At 38.9% G+C, this 15,708-nt stretch carries 13 protein-coding genes; 4 read left to right on the top strand and 9 right to left on the bottom strand.

The genetic code is table 11. The features are described from left to right. Nucleotides 1-482 precede the first annotated feature (482 nt). Nucleotides 483-1,691, top strand: a complete 1,209-nt coding sequence (locus tag OSO01_RS22660) for an MFS transporter (RefSeq protein WP_147212732.1) — start codon at nucleotides 483-485, stop codon at nucleotides 1,689-1,691. Between the two features lie 76 nt (nucleotides 1,692-1,767). Continuing rightward, nucleotides 1,768-2,013, top strand: a complete 246-nt coding sequence (locus OSO01_RS22655; RefSeq protein ID WP_077602350.1) for a YuzB family protein — start codon at nucleotides 1,768-1,770, stop codon at nucleotides 2,011-2,013. A 43-nt stretch (nucleotides 2,014-2,056) separates the two neighbouring features. On the opposite strand, the gene OSO01_RS22650 is transcribed toward OSO01_RS22655, so the two are convergent. From OSO01_RS22650 to OSO01_RS22615, 8 genes are all read right to left on the bottom strand, one after another. After that, complete coding sequence (locus OSO01_RS22650) at nucleotides 2,057-3,226, bottom strand: iron-containing alcohol dehydrogenase (RefSeq protein WP_147212731.1); 1,170 nt, start codon at nucleotides 3,224-3,226, stop codon at nucleotides 2,057-2,059. A gap of 12 nt (nucleotides 3,227-3,238) precedes the next feature. Beyond that, nucleotides 3,239-3,616 (bottom strand): RidA family protein, encoded by a 378-nt coding sequence (locus tag OSO01_RS22645; protein WP_147212730.1) that lies wholly within the window; start codon nucleotides 3,614-3,616, stop codon nucleotides 3,239-3,241. A 175-nt stretch (nucleotides 3,617-3,791) separates the two neighbouring features. Next, complete coding sequence (locus OSO01_RS22640) at nucleotides 3,792-4,448, bottom strand: lysozyme family protein (protein ID WP_147212729.1); 657 nt, start codon at nucleotides 4,446-4,448, stop codon at nucleotides 3,792-3,794. Continuing rightward, entirely contained in the window at nucleotides 4,448-4,870 is a 423-nt protein-coding gene (locus tag OSO01_RS22635; protein ID WP_147212728.1) for a hypothetical protein, read from the bottom strand. Before OSO01_RS22635 ends, OSO01_RS22640 begins: the two co-directional genes overlap by 1 nt. 17 nt (nucleotides 4,871-4,887) lie before the next feature. Continuing rightward, nucleotides 4,888-6,228 (bottom strand): MATE family efflux transporter, encoded by a 1,341-nt coding sequence (locus tag OSO01_RS22630; RefSeq protein ID WP_147212727.1) that lies wholly within the window; start codon nucleotides 6,226-6,228, stop codon nucleotides 4,888-4,890. Between the two features lie 121 nt (nucleotides 6,229-6,349). Further along, nucleotides 6,350-8,344 carry a TRAP transporter permease gene (locus OSO01_RS22625; protein ID WP_147212726.1) on the bottom strand — a complete coding sequence of 665 codons (1,995 nt, stop codon included), beginning with the start codon at nucleotides 8,342-8,344 and terminating at the stop codon, nucleotides 6,350-6,352. Further along, on the bottom strand, nucleotides 8,337-8,879 hold the full coding sequence (locus OSO01_RS22620; protein ID WP_147212725.1) for a DUF1850 domain-containing protein: 543 nt from the start codon (nucleotides 8,877-8,879) through the stop codon (nucleotides 8,337-8,339). Before OSO01_RS22620 ends, OSO01_RS22625 begins: the two co-directional genes overlap by 8 nt. A 134-nt stretch (nucleotides 8,880-9,013) precedes the next feature. Then, nucleotides 9,014-10,012, bottom strand: a complete 999-nt coding sequence (locus OSO01_RS22615) for a TAXI family TRAP transporter solute-binding subunit (RefSeq protein ID WP_147212724.1) — start codon at nucleotides 10,010-10,012, stop codon at nucleotides 9,014-9,016. A 362-nt stretch (nucleotides 10,013-10,374) separates the two neighbouring features. Here OSO01_RS22615 and OSO01_RS22610 point away from each other — a divergent pair, with 362 nt between their 5' ends. Continuing rightward, on the top strand, nucleotides 10,375-11,163 hold the full coding sequence (locus OSO01_RS22610; protein ID WP_147212723.1) for a serine hydrolase: 789 nt from the start codon (nucleotides 10,375-10,377) through the stop codon (nucleotides 11,161-11,163). Between the two features lie 61 nt (nucleotides 11,164-11,224). Continuing rightward, nucleotides 11,225-12,487 carry a hypothetical protein gene (locus OSO01_RS22605; RefSeq protein ID WP_147212722.1) on the top strand — a complete coding sequence of 421 codons (1,263 nt, stop codon included), beginning with the start codon at nucleotides 11,225-11,227 and terminating at the stop codon, nucleotides 12,485-12,487. A gap of 69 nt (nucleotides 12,488-12,556) precedes the next feature. Here the strand turns inward: OSO01_RS22605 and OSO01_RS22600 are convergent, their stop codons facing one another. Continuing rightward, on the bottom strand, nucleotides 12,557-15,706 hold the full coding sequence (locus tag OSO01_RS22600) for a DEAD/DEAH box helicase (protein WP_147212721.1): 3,150 nt from the start codon (nucleotides 15,704-15,706) through the stop codon (nucleotides 12,557-12,559). Nucleotides 15,707-15,708 lie beyond the last annotated feature (2 nt).

Genomic DNA, 15,708 nt, shown 5'->3' with positions numbered 1-15,708 from the left:
TCGGAGCGGCGCTATACACAATCTTCATTCAATCAAAAAGTAACAAAATGCATGCAGGATAATGAAAAACATAATTATCCTGGCATGGTAAGGTATAGATGTTTATTATCAGGTACGAAAGTTGAGTTATAATTAAATTAATGTTTTTGAGCAGATAACTTTTCATTTAGTTCGTGTTTGTGTATATTTGGAGTAGCGAAATAAATAAAGATACGATTACGGGATTTTCGTATCCCCCGTTTTATAAAGACGGGAATTCTACAAATGGTAATAACGCAACGAATTCACAAAACTTAAACGGACGACTGCAGATTGTTTCAGGGAAGGTATGGGTCATTGGCACTTATGCCTTTTTCATATGTACTCGTGCGCTTATACCATTCTGAATAAATATATATGAATCTGCAGTTAATGCAAAAAGCTAGAAAGAAGGTTTGAACGTTATTAATACACATCCAGGAGTAAAACGGAACTTGGTGATTATGTGGCTTGCTAATTTCTTTATTAGCGGAAGCATGACAATGGTTGTACCTTTTATTTCCTTGTACATTCAGTCAATGGGTAACTTTTCAGCTTCCTATGTACAAACATGGTCAGGGTTAACCTTTGCCGTTACTTTCATCAGTGCATTTATCTTTGCACCGATTTGGGGAAGAGTCGGCGACCGCTTTGGAAGAAAACGCCTGATGGTTATGTCGGCGTTGGGAATTGGAATTTCGGTATTTTTAATGGGATTTGCAACAACAGTATGGCAATTATTTATTTTACGTTTTTTAATGGGAATTGTAACTGGGTTTATTCCTATGTCTCAGGCATTTATTGCAACCCAAACGCCAAAAGAAGTCGCAGGAAGAGTGTTAGGAACCCTGCAGACAGGAACGATTACAGGCTCTTTGATGGGGCCGTTGCTTGGCGGAGCACTTGCTGATGCGTTTGGGTATTCAAGCACCTTTAAATGGGTGGCGGTAACTATCTTTATATCCGGATTGCTCGTCATATTCGGAGTTAAAGAAATGCAGGTTAAATTTTCAAAAGAAGAAGACACAAAGAATTACTCAAGAAAAGAAGTCCTGCAGTATATTCTTAATAAACCAATCTTATTGATTGTTTTATTGATGTCTGCTCTTGTGCAGATAGCGCACTTTAGCGTCCAGCCAATCCTGTCACTATTTGTTGAAGAAATTCATGGTCCAGTCAATCTGGCATTCTTTGCAGGTATTGCTTTCTCAGCAACAGGAGTTGGAAATCTAATGATGACCAGACGCTGGGGAATGATTGGAGATAACCATGGTTATACAAAAGTATTGATTATAATGCTATTTGCATCCGGGTTGGTTTATCTGCCAGGCATGTTTATAACAGATATTTGGCAATTGGTCGTTTTACGGTTCTTACTTGGTCTATTCCTTGGCGGTATTATTCCAATCCGCGTAGCCTATATTCGCAAGGAAGCACCTCTGTCTACGCAAGGAGAAGTGCTTGGCTACGATACAAGTTTACGCTTTTTTGGTAATATTATCGGGCCGATGCTTGGCGGCACAATTGCAGCTACATGGGGATTTTCTTCTGTCTTTTTAACAACAGGACTGCTGCTTATTCTGTGTGGTTTTATTATGCTTATAGCCTGGTTACGTTATGAGCATGAGCCCAATACAAAACGATCCCATTCACATTCTTTCTCCTCCAGGTAAAAATATTGATTTGTTTCTATAATTATGCTAAAACTAACAAAGCAAGGTTAATTATTATAGAAAGAAAGTGATAGCAATGGGTATCGTTGTCATCGAAATATGTGACGGAAATGCCATCACTACTATAGATATTGAATCCATCTTAGAGAAAGAATTCCCTGAGGTCGCGGTTCTAATGAACGAATGCTTGTCATTCTGTGGCCTATGTGCTGTACGTCCATATGCCTTAGTAAATAATAAACGTGTATTTGGAAAGACACCGGAAGAATGTCTTGATAAAATACGTTTGCAAATTAAAGAAGAGCTTGCAGTTTATGAATAACTGCAAGCTCTTTTTGTATATTTCGACAATATTTCCCGGGAAATCACAGACTTGCTTCGAAAATTTCCAGTGAGTCTTTTTTTGTTAAAGACCGATAGTTACCAAATGTCGAATTCGCTGTAACGGTTTTCTCTGCCATTTCTTCCACCGTTGATTTATCTATATTATAGTCTGCCAATCTGGACGGCGCACCAAGCTCATTCCAGAATTCGCGCAAGCAGTCAATCCCTTCCAAGGCAACTACTTTATCTGATTTCCCTCTTGTATCCACGTCAAAGACACGGACTGCCAATTGTTTAAATCTATCAACATTACTCTCGTCTAACACATGCTTCATCCAATTAGGAAACAGAATAGCCAGACCACCGCCATGCGGAATATCATGAACAGCCGATACAGCATGTTCTAAATTATGCGTAGCCCAATCACCGCGATAGCCTAAATTCAACATATTATTTAAAGCGAGCGTTCCGCCAAGCATCGCTGTAGACCTGTAAGCATAATTTTCAGGGTCTGCTAACAGCTTTGGCCCCACGTCAATTAATGTTAACAAAATACCTTCGCACCATCTGTCTTGAATTGGTGTATTTTCTTCATGATGAAAATAATGCTCTAAAACATGTGACATCATGTCCACTAAGCCATAAATTGTTTGGTCATGCGGCACAGAGAAGGTATGCACAGGATCTAAAATAGAAAACTTAGGGTAAGTATAGGGAGAGCCCCACCCATGCTTTTCATTGGTTTCCCAATTTGTAATAACTGAACCTGAATTCATCTCGGAGCCCGTAGCTGCTAAAGTTAGTATTGTTCCAAACGGAAGTGCGCCAGCAGGCTTTTCTTTTTTCGTCACAACATCCCACATATCTGCATCTGTGACAGCACCGACAGCAATTGCTTTCGTACAGTCAATCGTACTGCCTCCGCCTACAGCTAAAATAAACTCAATCTTCTGCTCACGACAGATACGGACGCCCTCACGTACAGTAGAAACTCTAGGATTGGGTTCTACCCCGGACAGTTCAAAAACCTCCGCATTGATTTTTTCCAATTCTTCCAATACACGGTCATAGATGCCGTTCTTTTTAATACTTCCGCCGCCATATACAATCAGGATACGGCTTCCATAAGGCTGAATTTCACCAGACAGCTTCTCTATCTGACCTTTTCCAAAGATGAGTTTTGTTGGATTGTGATAGATAAAATTCTCCATTATAATCTCTCCTTATGCTTTACGGTATGCAACAATATCCATTTCTACGAGAACATCCTTCGGCAAACGGCTTACTTCTACACAAGCACGGGCCGGGTATGGCTCCTCCAGTGCAGCACCATAGATTTCATTTACGGTTGCGAAATCTTCCATTGAATTTAAGAAAATAGTAAATTTCACTGCATTGGCAAAGCTTAAATCTGCCTCTTTTAAAATAGCCTGTAAATTTGCTAATACCTGTTTTGTCTGAGCTTCAATTCCTTCTACTACTTCACCTGTTGCCGGATCAATCGGAATTTGTCCTGAAATATAAAGAAAATCTCCTGCCTCAATTGCTTGAGAATACGGTCCAATTGCTGCTGGTGCGTTGTTTGTCTGAATAGCTTTCATAAAAAATCATCCTCCACTCTCTTTTTTAATACATATTGTTGTCATAATCATCAGTTAATTACTCAAAAACTCGAATCGGCAAAATAACCTTTTTCATACATAAAAAAGATATGACAACATCTTTGTATGTAGAAATACCTCTTTGATAAAGAGAATTTCATATACTGTCATCATATCAGTTTTCCGATTCCATTTCTATTGCTTCCTTATATGACATTACAGAAGAAACATAATAAATATCACCATAGCACGCATCTAATTCTTCCGCTTCTTCTCTCCGGCAAGAATAAATGGAACTCTCTCTTCCTGCCTCTTCATACATGTTTTGCGAATAGGCAATTGCCGCTTCCTCCGAATAGTTCTCCTCCATTTCTCGAACATACCTAATAAAACCAGGGCCAAAATTATAAGCTTGTACGGCCAGCTCTTCATCCCCCTCCGCCTGCTCATATATCCAGGCAAAAAAGGATACTCCCTGTTCAATAGAATGCTCCGGGTCATCAATACACCCTATTTCTCCACATAGACTTTCAGAGGATTGCATCGGATCCGTACCGCGTCCACCAGATTCCTGCATCATCATTGCCAGAATGGTATTGGTCTGCTCTTCAATTCCATGTTGTTTCGCATATTTCTCAACCAGTGGTTTATATTCCCAAATCTGCTGATTTAAAGCTGGTACAGGATCTGCCTTTTCAAACTCCCGCTCTGGCTTATCAGTGATTTGATAAACTATCAAGGAAAGTATTAATAAGGACAGACCAAATACAAGTCCAATTATCATTAGGTATTTTATTAAATCTACCAATTTACGCCATTTCTTTCGTTTCATTATCTTTTCTCCTTTAAAGCTTTCCCTAGCTTAAGCATCCCCCACACCGAGAATCCATATACCATGTGACCTGACAGCCAGATAATCCATGCCCATATATTATCTATTTCTGGTGTCCGGTCAGATAATATCGTCGTTGGAAAAATAATAAGCCCAATTACGCCGTTGCAAAGTAAATAAAGAGCCAGTCTCTGCTCCAATTTTTTCATTTTTAACAGGAGGTACAGTACCCATACTACAGATGTTGAAACAAGCAGATGCAAAGAAAATTCGATCCAATCAGGCAAATACATGCTCCCTAGAACAGGAAAATAATCGACATTCATCAGCAATGTGTAAACAGGGATAGCTGTCCATTGCTGGAATACATATAAAAATCCTCCCAGCACAAAGCCTGATAATATACCAGTCAGCCAAACCATTTAGTATCCCTCCCTGTTTAAGCATCTGCAAATAACTTCTTCTCTCTCCATTTCCCAAAACGATAGTACATAATAGCAGCGATACTGCTTAAGATAAAGCTTGCTCCTACACCGAATGCAATACCAATCTCACCAAACAGACTGGAGAACCAAGCCGTAAGCGGATAGCGCAAAATCCAGAAGGAAATAATATTTAATACCAAAACTGCGTACATTGCTCCCGCTGCTCGGACCACCCCATTTAATATGAAATTAATCCCTAAAAACGGATAGCATAATGCAACGATCTGGAGATATAATGTTCCAAACCGGACAGATGCTTCGTCCTGAATAAACAATCTCACACCATATTCAGCAAAAACGGCGACGATAATGCCGATCAGCAGCATAATAATAAAATTATAGATAACGCCGTATTTAGCAACATCCCTGACTCTGCCCCAATTCTGAGCACCGATATTTTGACCAGCCATACTCGAAATTGCGATGCTTAAAGCATGTGCAGGCAGCATCAACAAGCTGTCTAAACGCTGTGCCGCACTATACCCTGAGACAACCGCCTCTCCCTGCGCAGCTACAACCCCAATAATTGCCGCTGCTCCGGCAGAAATAACAGCCATTTGCAGGCTGGAAGGAATACCGATATGCAAAATTAATTTAATCTCTTTCCAGCTTGGCATACTCGGGATGGTAAATGGAGCTAGATCCTTCTTCACAATATAAAAGAAACCAAGCAAAAAAGAAAATCCCTGTGATACTACTGTAGCATATCCTGCACCAGTAATACCCCATCCAAACGTATCAATAAATAATGGGTCCAGTACCGCATTTAATATCACCGCTGCTGTCACAAAATAAAGCGGCGTTTTACTGTCTCCTATGGATCGCAGCACTGTGCTTATAAAGTTATAGCCGAATAATAATAGGATTCCAATAAAATTTATTCGCAAATAAATTGCTGCATCTGTCAGCATAGCCTCTGGTGTGCCCAGTAAATTCAGCAGTACCTCTGCAAAAATAAATCCTGAAACACCAAGTAATAAAGCAATACATGTCATAAGGACAACAAATGCGTTTAAATAACGCTTTAGACCTTCCTCATTCTGTTTTCCTTTTTGCTGAGACAGGATAGTTAACGCAGCATTATTTAAACCAATAATAAGCGAGAGCACAACGAATAGAATGCTCCCGGAAATAGCAACAGCACCTAAAGCATTCGCACCAAGCAGATTCCCAACCCACAGACTATCAATAAATTGATACGATGTCTGCAGCAGGTTTGCCAAAAGAATTGGACCTGAAAAATAAAATAGACTTTTTCCAATACTGCCTTTTGTAAAATCATATTTCTTAGCCATTTAACTGCACTCCTGATTCATTCTTACCTTACGCCTTTTATTATAAAGGGAAATTGATAAAAAAAGAAAGAAACGCCCATTATTATATAACATAATAAGCGCTTCTTCTGAAAAGATTTAACTAGCTGGCTTGCATTCTGTTGTTCCTGTCCATTTTATCCCTCGACATGTACTGAATCACAAACATAACAACAAATATAATAAAGCCTATCGTATCAGAATACCCTTCTGGATAGATTAATAAAAGTCCGGCAATGATTGCTATAATCCGTTCATACCATTTCACATTGCGATACCAATAACCGATCATTCCTGCGCCAATTGCAATCATTCCCAGCATGGCGGTAATTAATGACATAATTACTTCAAAAACAGTTGTATCAATCATTAGCAATGTCGGATTCAACACAAACATATATGGAATAATAAATGCTGCAATTGCGAGTCTAGTTGCATTTGCTCCTGTACGAATTGGCTCTCCCCCAGATATACCGCTTGCTGCAAAAGCGGCCAAGGCAACAGGAGGCGTAATATCAGCTACAATACCAAAGTAGAATACAAACATATGTGCAGCTAATATTGGAATAGCAACCTCCAGCTGACCATTCAGTGCCACAATAGCCGGTAAAGCAATCGTAGATGTAATAATATAGTTAGCTGTTGTAGGAGACCCCATTCCAAGAATAATCGATGTAATCATGGTAAATACGAGTGTCAGCATTAACTGAATCTCTGGTGAACTCGCAATTGAACCAGCAATAGAAACCAAACTGTTACCAAGCGTCAAGCCAAGCCCTGTTTTAGTAACTACACCTACAATGATCCCGGCACATGCAGTTGCTGCTGCTACACCAAGTGCAGTTCGGGCACCCTGCTCCAACGCCACAAGAAATTTTGTCGGTGTAATCCTTGTATCCTTTCGAAACAGGCTGACAAGAACGATTGATAAAATACCATAAACAGCCGCACGTTCGACACTCATACCTGTAAATAAGAAATAAACGATTGCTAAAATTGGTATTAATAAATGTATTTTTTTCAAAACGGCACGTTTACTCGGTATTTCCTCATCCGGCAATCCAACCAAGCCTGTTCGTTTTGCCTCAAAATGTGTCATAATCCAAATACCTGCAAAATAAAGTATCGCCGGAATAATAGCTGCTTTAGCAATATTCCAGTAGCTTTCCCCGGCAAACTCGATCATTAAAAAGGCGGCAGCCCCCATAATTGGCGGCATGATTTGTCCACCTGTTGAGGCTGCTGCCTCAACAGCACCGGCAAAGTTCTTCCGATAACCGAGCTTTTTCATCATAGGAATCGTATATGACCCAGTTGTTACTGTATTCGCAACTGAGCTTCCTGAAATTGTTCCATTTAAAGCACTGGAGAAGATAGCTACCTTTGCAGGCCCGCCGACTCTTTTTCCTGCAATAGATATGGCCAAATCATTAAAATAATTTCCAATACCTGTCTGTACTAAGAAAGCTCCAAATAAAAGGAACAAGAATATAATAGTCGAGGATACCTGTAAAGGTGTACCCAGTATTCCTTCTGTTGTAAAGAACATCGATTGAATCAATTGTTCAAGCGACAGTCCTCTGTGCGCAAAAGCCCCCGGCATATAGGGACCAAACAGTGCATAACAGAGGAACAGCAGCGCAATAATGATAATTGGAAGTCCAACTGCCCGTCTGGCTGCTTCGAGTACAAGTAAAATAGCTAAGCCGCCAATAATCATTTGCATAAGTGAAATCCCGCCAAATTGCTGCACAAGTGTATCATAAAATACCGGCCAATAGCCGCAGACAGCAATTGCTAGAACCATTAATACATAGTCATACCATGGAACTGTATCTTTCTTTGCTCCGCGGACAGCCGGAAACAATAAGAAAATAAGTACAAGCGCAAAGCCTAAATGAACAGTCCGCTGGATGTAGGCTGTAAACTGCCCGAAAATACCGGTGTACAACTGAAATATCGAAAATGCAATTAGCAGGAGAAAGACAACACTGGCAATAATTCCTTTTAAATTTCTTGTTTTTGATTCTGTATCATATTTTTCCAATAATTCCTGCTGCTCTTTTTCTGAGAGATTTTCATTATTTTTCTCACTCATGAATCCTCTCTCCTTCCCAATAATCTAATAACGTAATCCAATCTACTTTTACTTTATACCAGTCACCAGGTTCAAAGTAATCGTTAAAAGGAACTTCACAGCATGCCACGTCATTACTGTTCCTCTCCCCCCAGGCTAAGCGGTGATTGGACACAACCTTCCCATTACGGATATTTAACGATTCAAACTGGTGCTTCATATTTCTGATATGATATTTTCCATCCTCATAGATAAATTCTTCATTCTCTCCGGCATTACTGGGCATTCCGATACCAAATTCTTCGTATATAATTTCGTATTGCTCAATTTGTAAATCATCTGTTACTTTATATTTTTCAACCACATCCGTTAAGTGAATCGAATGCGTAAAGGTAATTGAGAAAGAATCATTTTCATGTAAAGGTAAAAAAGCCGTCAATTCTCCGGATTCCCCATCATGAAAAATCAAAGCTGTCTGAATCGGATAATTCACGCCAATACTAATTCCAATAATGATAATGATTACAAGCAAAACAAGTCTTTTTTTCCTTTGCATACCAGCATCACCTAATTAACATCCAAATAAAAAATGCGGCCTTTTCTATAACAAGCCTTCTATGAATTATAATTTTTTTCTAAAAAAACCGGCAGCCTTTCCCTATCCATCAGGGTGGTGCCGGCTTATTCAGGTTAATTATCCAATTCAATTCCCTCTTCATCAAAATATTTCTGTGCACCTGGATGTAAATCAATGCCAATTCCATCTAAAGCGTTATCCAGCGTGATAAAGGAAGATTTTTCATGTGCCATTCCTTCTGCATTTTCATAAAGAGCCTTTGTTATATCATAAACAAGGTCTTCGGACAAGGAATCGCTGACTGCCAGCATCGCCAGGACCGCTACTGTTTCTACATCTTCTTCCAGTCCATAAGTTCCTGCTTCAACAGTGTCTGGAGCGTAATAAGGATACGCATCCACCAGTTCATCAATTTTATCTTGAGTAAATGGTACAATAGCAACATCTACGGTTGCGGATAATCCTTCTACAGCACCTGTCGGCGTCCCAGCTGTAATAAATGCCGCATCAATATTACCATCTTGAATACCGCCTGTAGATTCACCGAAATCCAGATTTTGTGCATCAATATCATCGATTGTTAAACCATGGACTTCTAAAATCTGCTCAGCATTAATATATGTTCCTGAACCTGGTGCGCCTACTGATACTGTTCGTCCTTCGAGATCTTCTACAGACTCGATTCCAGAATCACCAGTCGTTACAATCTGCACTGTTTCAGGGTATAGAGAACCCAGTGCTAATACATGCTCTACAGGCTCATCAAAAGCATTAATTCCTTCCACAGCATGTGCTACAACGTCAGTTTGTACAAAAGCAATATCTACATCACCATTTTCAATCGATATCACGTTTTCTGCGGAAGCATTGGAAGAAATAGCGTTTGCTGATACATCTGTATTTTTAGATATAATGTTCGCCATTTCTCCTCCCAGTGGATAGTAAGTTCCGCTTGTACCACCAGTAGCAAGCTGAAGCATGTCAGGATCAGTGCTGCTGTCTCCGCCATCACCATCTCCCTCGCTGCTATCGTTATTATCCCCGCCACAGGCTGCTAAAAATAAAAATAATGCAAAGATAAGTGCGAGCGGGCTTAACCATTTCTTTTTCATCAAAAGTCCCCCCTTTTTATTAGAAAACTTGGTTGTCACTAAACCTTTAATTGACAACCTTAGTTGCGCTTATGCAGTAAGAAAGTTTAAACTTTCTTACCTGCCAAAAAGGTATAGCTCCTGCAATAAGTTTACAATATTATTAACATAAACGTCAAATTATTCTTAAAATAGAAATCGATTACATTTTAAATATAATTAATTTTCGGCATTTTAAACTCTATTTTTATTTTATGTTACAACCCCTAAGAAAATACTCTATATTCTATTATCATTACAATGCTTATCGCAAGTAATTCTTGACTATTTTTTGAATATTCCATACGATTATGATAGTCCACTTTAAAACGAGGTGATGAAGCTTGTCATTAAAACTGTTAAAACATGCAATCTATTCTATAAAGCCATTACCACCAGTAAAAATTTGTTACCTTATTAAATCTGAAGGAAATCAGATCGCTTTCAATGAAATGAAGCAGCTCCGTGCGGCCAGCATTATTAAATTGTTTATCCTTGCCGCTGCCTATTATGAAGAAGAGAGAGGGAATATTGAACTGTCAAAGCAGGTGAATCTTCCCGATTCAGATATGGCAGGCGGTGCCGGTGTCATTTCTTATTTATCAGATAAACAAACTTATACGTACCAGCAGCTGCTTGAACTGATGATTATTGTTTCTGATAATACAGCAACAAATGCACTCATTGATTTCATCGGTCTGGATTATATCCAAGCCTTTATTAAAAAGATTCATTGTAATAATACGAAATTAGAGAGAAAGCTGATGGATGAAAAGGCCATACAGCTTGGATTAGAAAATGTAACAACCTGCTATGATGTCATGCTTCTTCTCGACTTATTTACAGAACCTAATCACATTATGCCAAAGCACCGCCAGCAGCAGATTTTAACTATCTTAGAAAATCAGCAGTTTAACAGTAAACTAACTGCTTTTTCTTCCTATGATTCAGACATCAAGACTTTTCATAAAACAGGGGAACTTACTGGAGCTGAGCATGATGCCGCTATATTCCAAACAGCAGATAAGCTTCTTAAAGCTGTCGTGCTTACCGAAGGCTGGGCAAATAATGGAGAAGGGCAGCAATTCCATCAAGCTTCAGGAGCACATATATACCATTATTTAAAGGGGTGAACGGAAAAACATATTTCCTTTCCCCATTAAGAATACAGGGGTCTATACAAGGGGGAAATAAATGAATATAAAATTAGGAATTCTGGGAGAAAAAAACATCGTTCAAAGGGTACAGGAAATCACAAAACAGTTCGCGTCCATGGAGGTTCTTCCTTTTATATTCTCTGATCCATGTGATGCTGCGGCCCAGGCAGAGAGAGCTGTTATGTGTGATGCATTGCTCTTTACAGATTATTGTTCTTATCATGAAGCTGTAAAACAAAAGCATAAGCAAATGATGTTTTATATTGATTATGATGAGTATAGTATCCTATCGTCTATCTTATATACAGGAAAACTTTCTCCTAAAAAATGCTTTTCTATTGATTATCCAGATCATATAAAGCTGGTTGATTCCGCTCATGACACCATGCTGACAGAATATGAGCTATTTTCAATCGATTACCATAAGCAGGATGTCGAAAACATACAAAAATTAAGTGATTTTCATAAGGAGTTATTTTCTCAGCAAAAAACAGATTTGATTCTAACCTCCAGAAAAGATGTCTATATCGGACTCTTGCAGGAAGGCTTCCCAGTTCATTTTATTCAAATTGCTGAAAAGTGTATTGTCCAGGCATTAGAAAAAACAGTGCAGATATTGGAAATAGAGAGTTATTCTACAAATCTCGTCATGACAGGTATTTTATCCTTGAAAGAAAGCCTTCCTATTCATCTGCATCATCAAATACATACAGAAATCAGAAAATATTTGAGTGAATTCTGCAAAAAATATGATGCTATGCTTCTGCCAACGAAGGATAGCCACTATTTTATCATTGGTACTAGTAAGCTGATTAAAGTTATTAAGGAAAATTATCGCGCCTTTCCGCTTATGGATGATGTAGAAAAAATTGCCGGAAGCCCGATTGCGCTGGCATTCGGGCTCGGTCTGAACCCTCTTTCTTCTCAAAAACATGCTTATCTGGCCTTAGAAGCTTGTCAAAGAGACAAAGGCAGTATCAGTTATCTGATTAATGAATGCCAGGAAAAGATCGGACCAATCGGCCAACGCAGGAATATTGACACAAATAAATTATTTTATGCACTTGTCCATCAAGCCCGTTTAAACAATGAATTATCTTATCTTTTTATCCAATTTATCGTAGAACGGAATAATGAGCCTTTCTCATCAAATGATATTGCAGATTTTTACCAGGTCACCAAGCGCAGTGCCGAGCGGACTGTCAAAAAACTGCTTTCCGGCGAGATTATTAAGATATCCGGCAAAGAAAGCCCGTATACAAAAGGCAGGCCAAGGAAGCTGTTTATTTTAAAGCAATAAAATGAAAAAGAAAAAAGACGGTTGTAGGCCGTCTTTTTTCTAAACTTAAAGCAAAGCTCCTTCTAAGATCTACAAGCTTAAAAGCTCTTTAATATCTTCCTCGCTTAATGAAGAAAGCATTGTCTCCCCAGGCTGAATAACCTGATCAATTAATTCTCTCTTTTTCTGCTGAAGCTCATATATTTTTTCTTCAATTGTACCTTCTGTTACTAGGCGGATGACCTGCACAACATTTTTTTGACCAAAACGATGTGCTCTCCCTGCCGCCTGATCTTCTACTGCCGGATTCCACCATAAATCATATAAAACGACGGTATCTGCGCCAGTAAGATTTAAGCCGGTGCCTCCAGCTTTCAGAGAAATAAGGAATATACTTTTGTCTCCCTGATTAAACCGTTCACTCATTTCAACACGATTTTTGGAAGGTGTTTCACCATGCAGATAAAAATATTCATAACCAGACGTCTCTAATCGCTCGCGAATAATTTCTAACATGCTGGTGAATTGGGAGAAAATCAGTAATCTCTTCCCGTTATTAATTGCCGTTTCGACAGTTTCCATCAGCTGTTCAAGCTTGCCTGATTTTCCTTCATAATTCTCCACAAATGTAGATGGATGACAGCAGATCTGTCGCAATCTGGTCAAGCCTGCCAAGATTTTCATTCTATTCTGCTGGAATACATGTTCTTTCATAGACGTAGCGGCTTCCTGCTGCAGCTTTCTCAAATAGCCAACATACAGGTCCTTTTGATCACTTGTTAATTCAGAAATATGAACGGATTCAATTTTATCCGGAAGCTCTTTTAACACATCCCGTTTCAAGCGCCTTAAAATAAATGGTTTTGTAATGGCCGATACCTTCCCTGCATCAAGCTGTTTAAATGTTTTCTGATCTGGCATCAGCCCAGGCAGGACTACTTGAAAAATAGACCACAGCTCTTCAATAGAATTTTCAATAGGGGTGCCGCTTAGCGCAAATCTCCGTGTTGCACTCAGCGTACGGATGGCTTTAGATGTTTTCGTCTGATAGTTCTTAATATACTGCGCCTCATCTAATAATAATGTTTGAAATGTGATTTCCTGATAATACGCAATGTCCTGACGCAAAGTCGCATAAGAAGTAATCCAGACATCCTTCCCCATCGAGTCGTTCATACGCTCATGTCTCTCTGCTGGCTGACCCGTCAAAATCACAGAAGTTAAATGCGGTGCAAATTTCTCCAGCTCATTTTTCCAGTTATAAACAACGGAGGATGGAACTACAATCAAATGCGGGCCAACAGGTGTTCCTTCTGATTCAGAGGTAATATACGCTATTGCCTGCAGTGTTTTCCCAAGTCCCATATCATCTGCCAAAATTCCGCCAAGCTGATACTGGCTTAGTGATTTAAACCATTGATAACCGACCTTCTGATACGTACGTAAGGATGCCTGTAATTTTTCAGGAAGTTCATACACTTGTTCTTCCGGTGACTTCAAATGGCTTAATAATTCTCTGAAATTCGAGTCATACTGTTTTTTTGTATTAAGCAGCTCATCCAGCTGGGCACCACGATATACAGGCATCTGTACTTGCCCATCCTGAACAGCATTCTTATCCATTCCCAATCCATCAAAAAACCTTTGAATAGAAGTAAATTCCTCCGTATCCAGATTCATCATCTGACCGGAATCCAACCGGAAATAACGTTTCTTCTCAATCACAGCCTGGAGTACACGATTAATTTCGTTATCATCTACACCTTCAATGGAGAAACCAATTTCCAATAAATTATTTTGCCCTTCCATATGAACACTTGTGCTTGGCTGGGGATCATAATCAAAGAATAGCATCTTAAACTCACTGGATAAAAATAATTCCACATCCTTATCCAAGGACGGTAAAATCTTATATAAGAAATAATATAAATCTTCTTCATCCACAGACATATAAAGCTCTCTGCCATTATATCTGAAGTTTGCTTCTTCAATATGCTGCATAATTTGGCGTTCTTTATCAACATCTCGAATCAGCATCACATCAGAATCTTTTTTCCCCTGAAATGGATCAATCACATAGGCTCCATAATGGTATTCCAGGCGCCCGACGACCATATCTTCTTTTAATTCCAAATAGCATCTTGCTTTTAGCGGCTCTTTAACCACTTCATCAGCAATGCGTTCATCTAATTGAACTTCGCCGACAGTTTCCAGTGCCGGCATAATCTCAGAGAGGAATGTGTCCGTCTGTTCCACTGGGACATCAAAATAGATATTTTCTAAACGAAACATTTCTAATTCCTTCAAAACTGGGACTTGTTCCCTTTCAGGAAAGTAGAAAATACCATCTAAAAACAGCAAATCATAGTTCGGGAAAAACGTCATTGCACTGCCATTCTGCAGATTGAGCGAAATATGCTGATCATTTTTCATGACGTCAAATTGAAAAGGAAGCTCTCCCTCCACAATTTGCAGCTCTTTATATTCTTCTCGTTCTGTTTTAACACTGGTTTCACGTTCCATTAATTGATACAATAATTTTTTTGCAAGTACTGGCGGAATAAGTAGGTATCTTTCACTGCTTCTTCCCGAATAGTTATATGAATCATATAGTTCCGCGCTTTTGCACACTTGATACAACAGCTCAAAAATTTCCTGATCTGCTTCATTTACGACATGCTTATCTGCCTGAAATGTAAATTTCTTGGAGAAATAATTATCTCTTTTTCTAAAATAATTTTCTAAGAACTCTGCTATATTCTTCACAACATAGCGATGCTTCTCACCAATCTTCATTTCAATCTGCAAATGCTTCAGATAAGACCAGCTTAAGATGTACTCTACATTCACAGGCTGTTGGTAAGAAGAGTTTTCAGTTATATTTCTCGTACCCCGGATAGCTTCCATAAAACGATTCAGGCGATAATGATTTACTTTAGGCTGCACATCATTTTTTTCATAGCTTTGAACCGCTAATAATGTTGCCACAATGTGTTTGCAGTACCCATATACCTCAAACGCCGGACAATCGCAATGCATATCAATGGAACCCTGCTGCAAATCATTTGTATTTACTTCTACTAAGTAATCCTCTGTTCCTTGTACCGTTGCTGACCAGGTTAAATTATTATAATCATACATTAGGTCATGTACTTTATTATTTTTAAAATAAACTAGGCCGCGACGATAAAAATTATCAGGAAACGCATTTTTGATATTCATATCCTTTATTTGTTTCAAAT

It is taken from the genome of Oceanobacillus sojae, assembly GCF_007991515.1.
GTDB classification, from domain to species: Bacteria; Bacillota; Bacilli; order Bacillales; family Amphibacillaceae; genus Oceanobacillus; species Oceanobacillus sojae.
The sequence above is the reverse complement of the archived record's forward strand: the minus strand, read 5'-3'. Positions and strand labels throughout refer to the sequence as shown.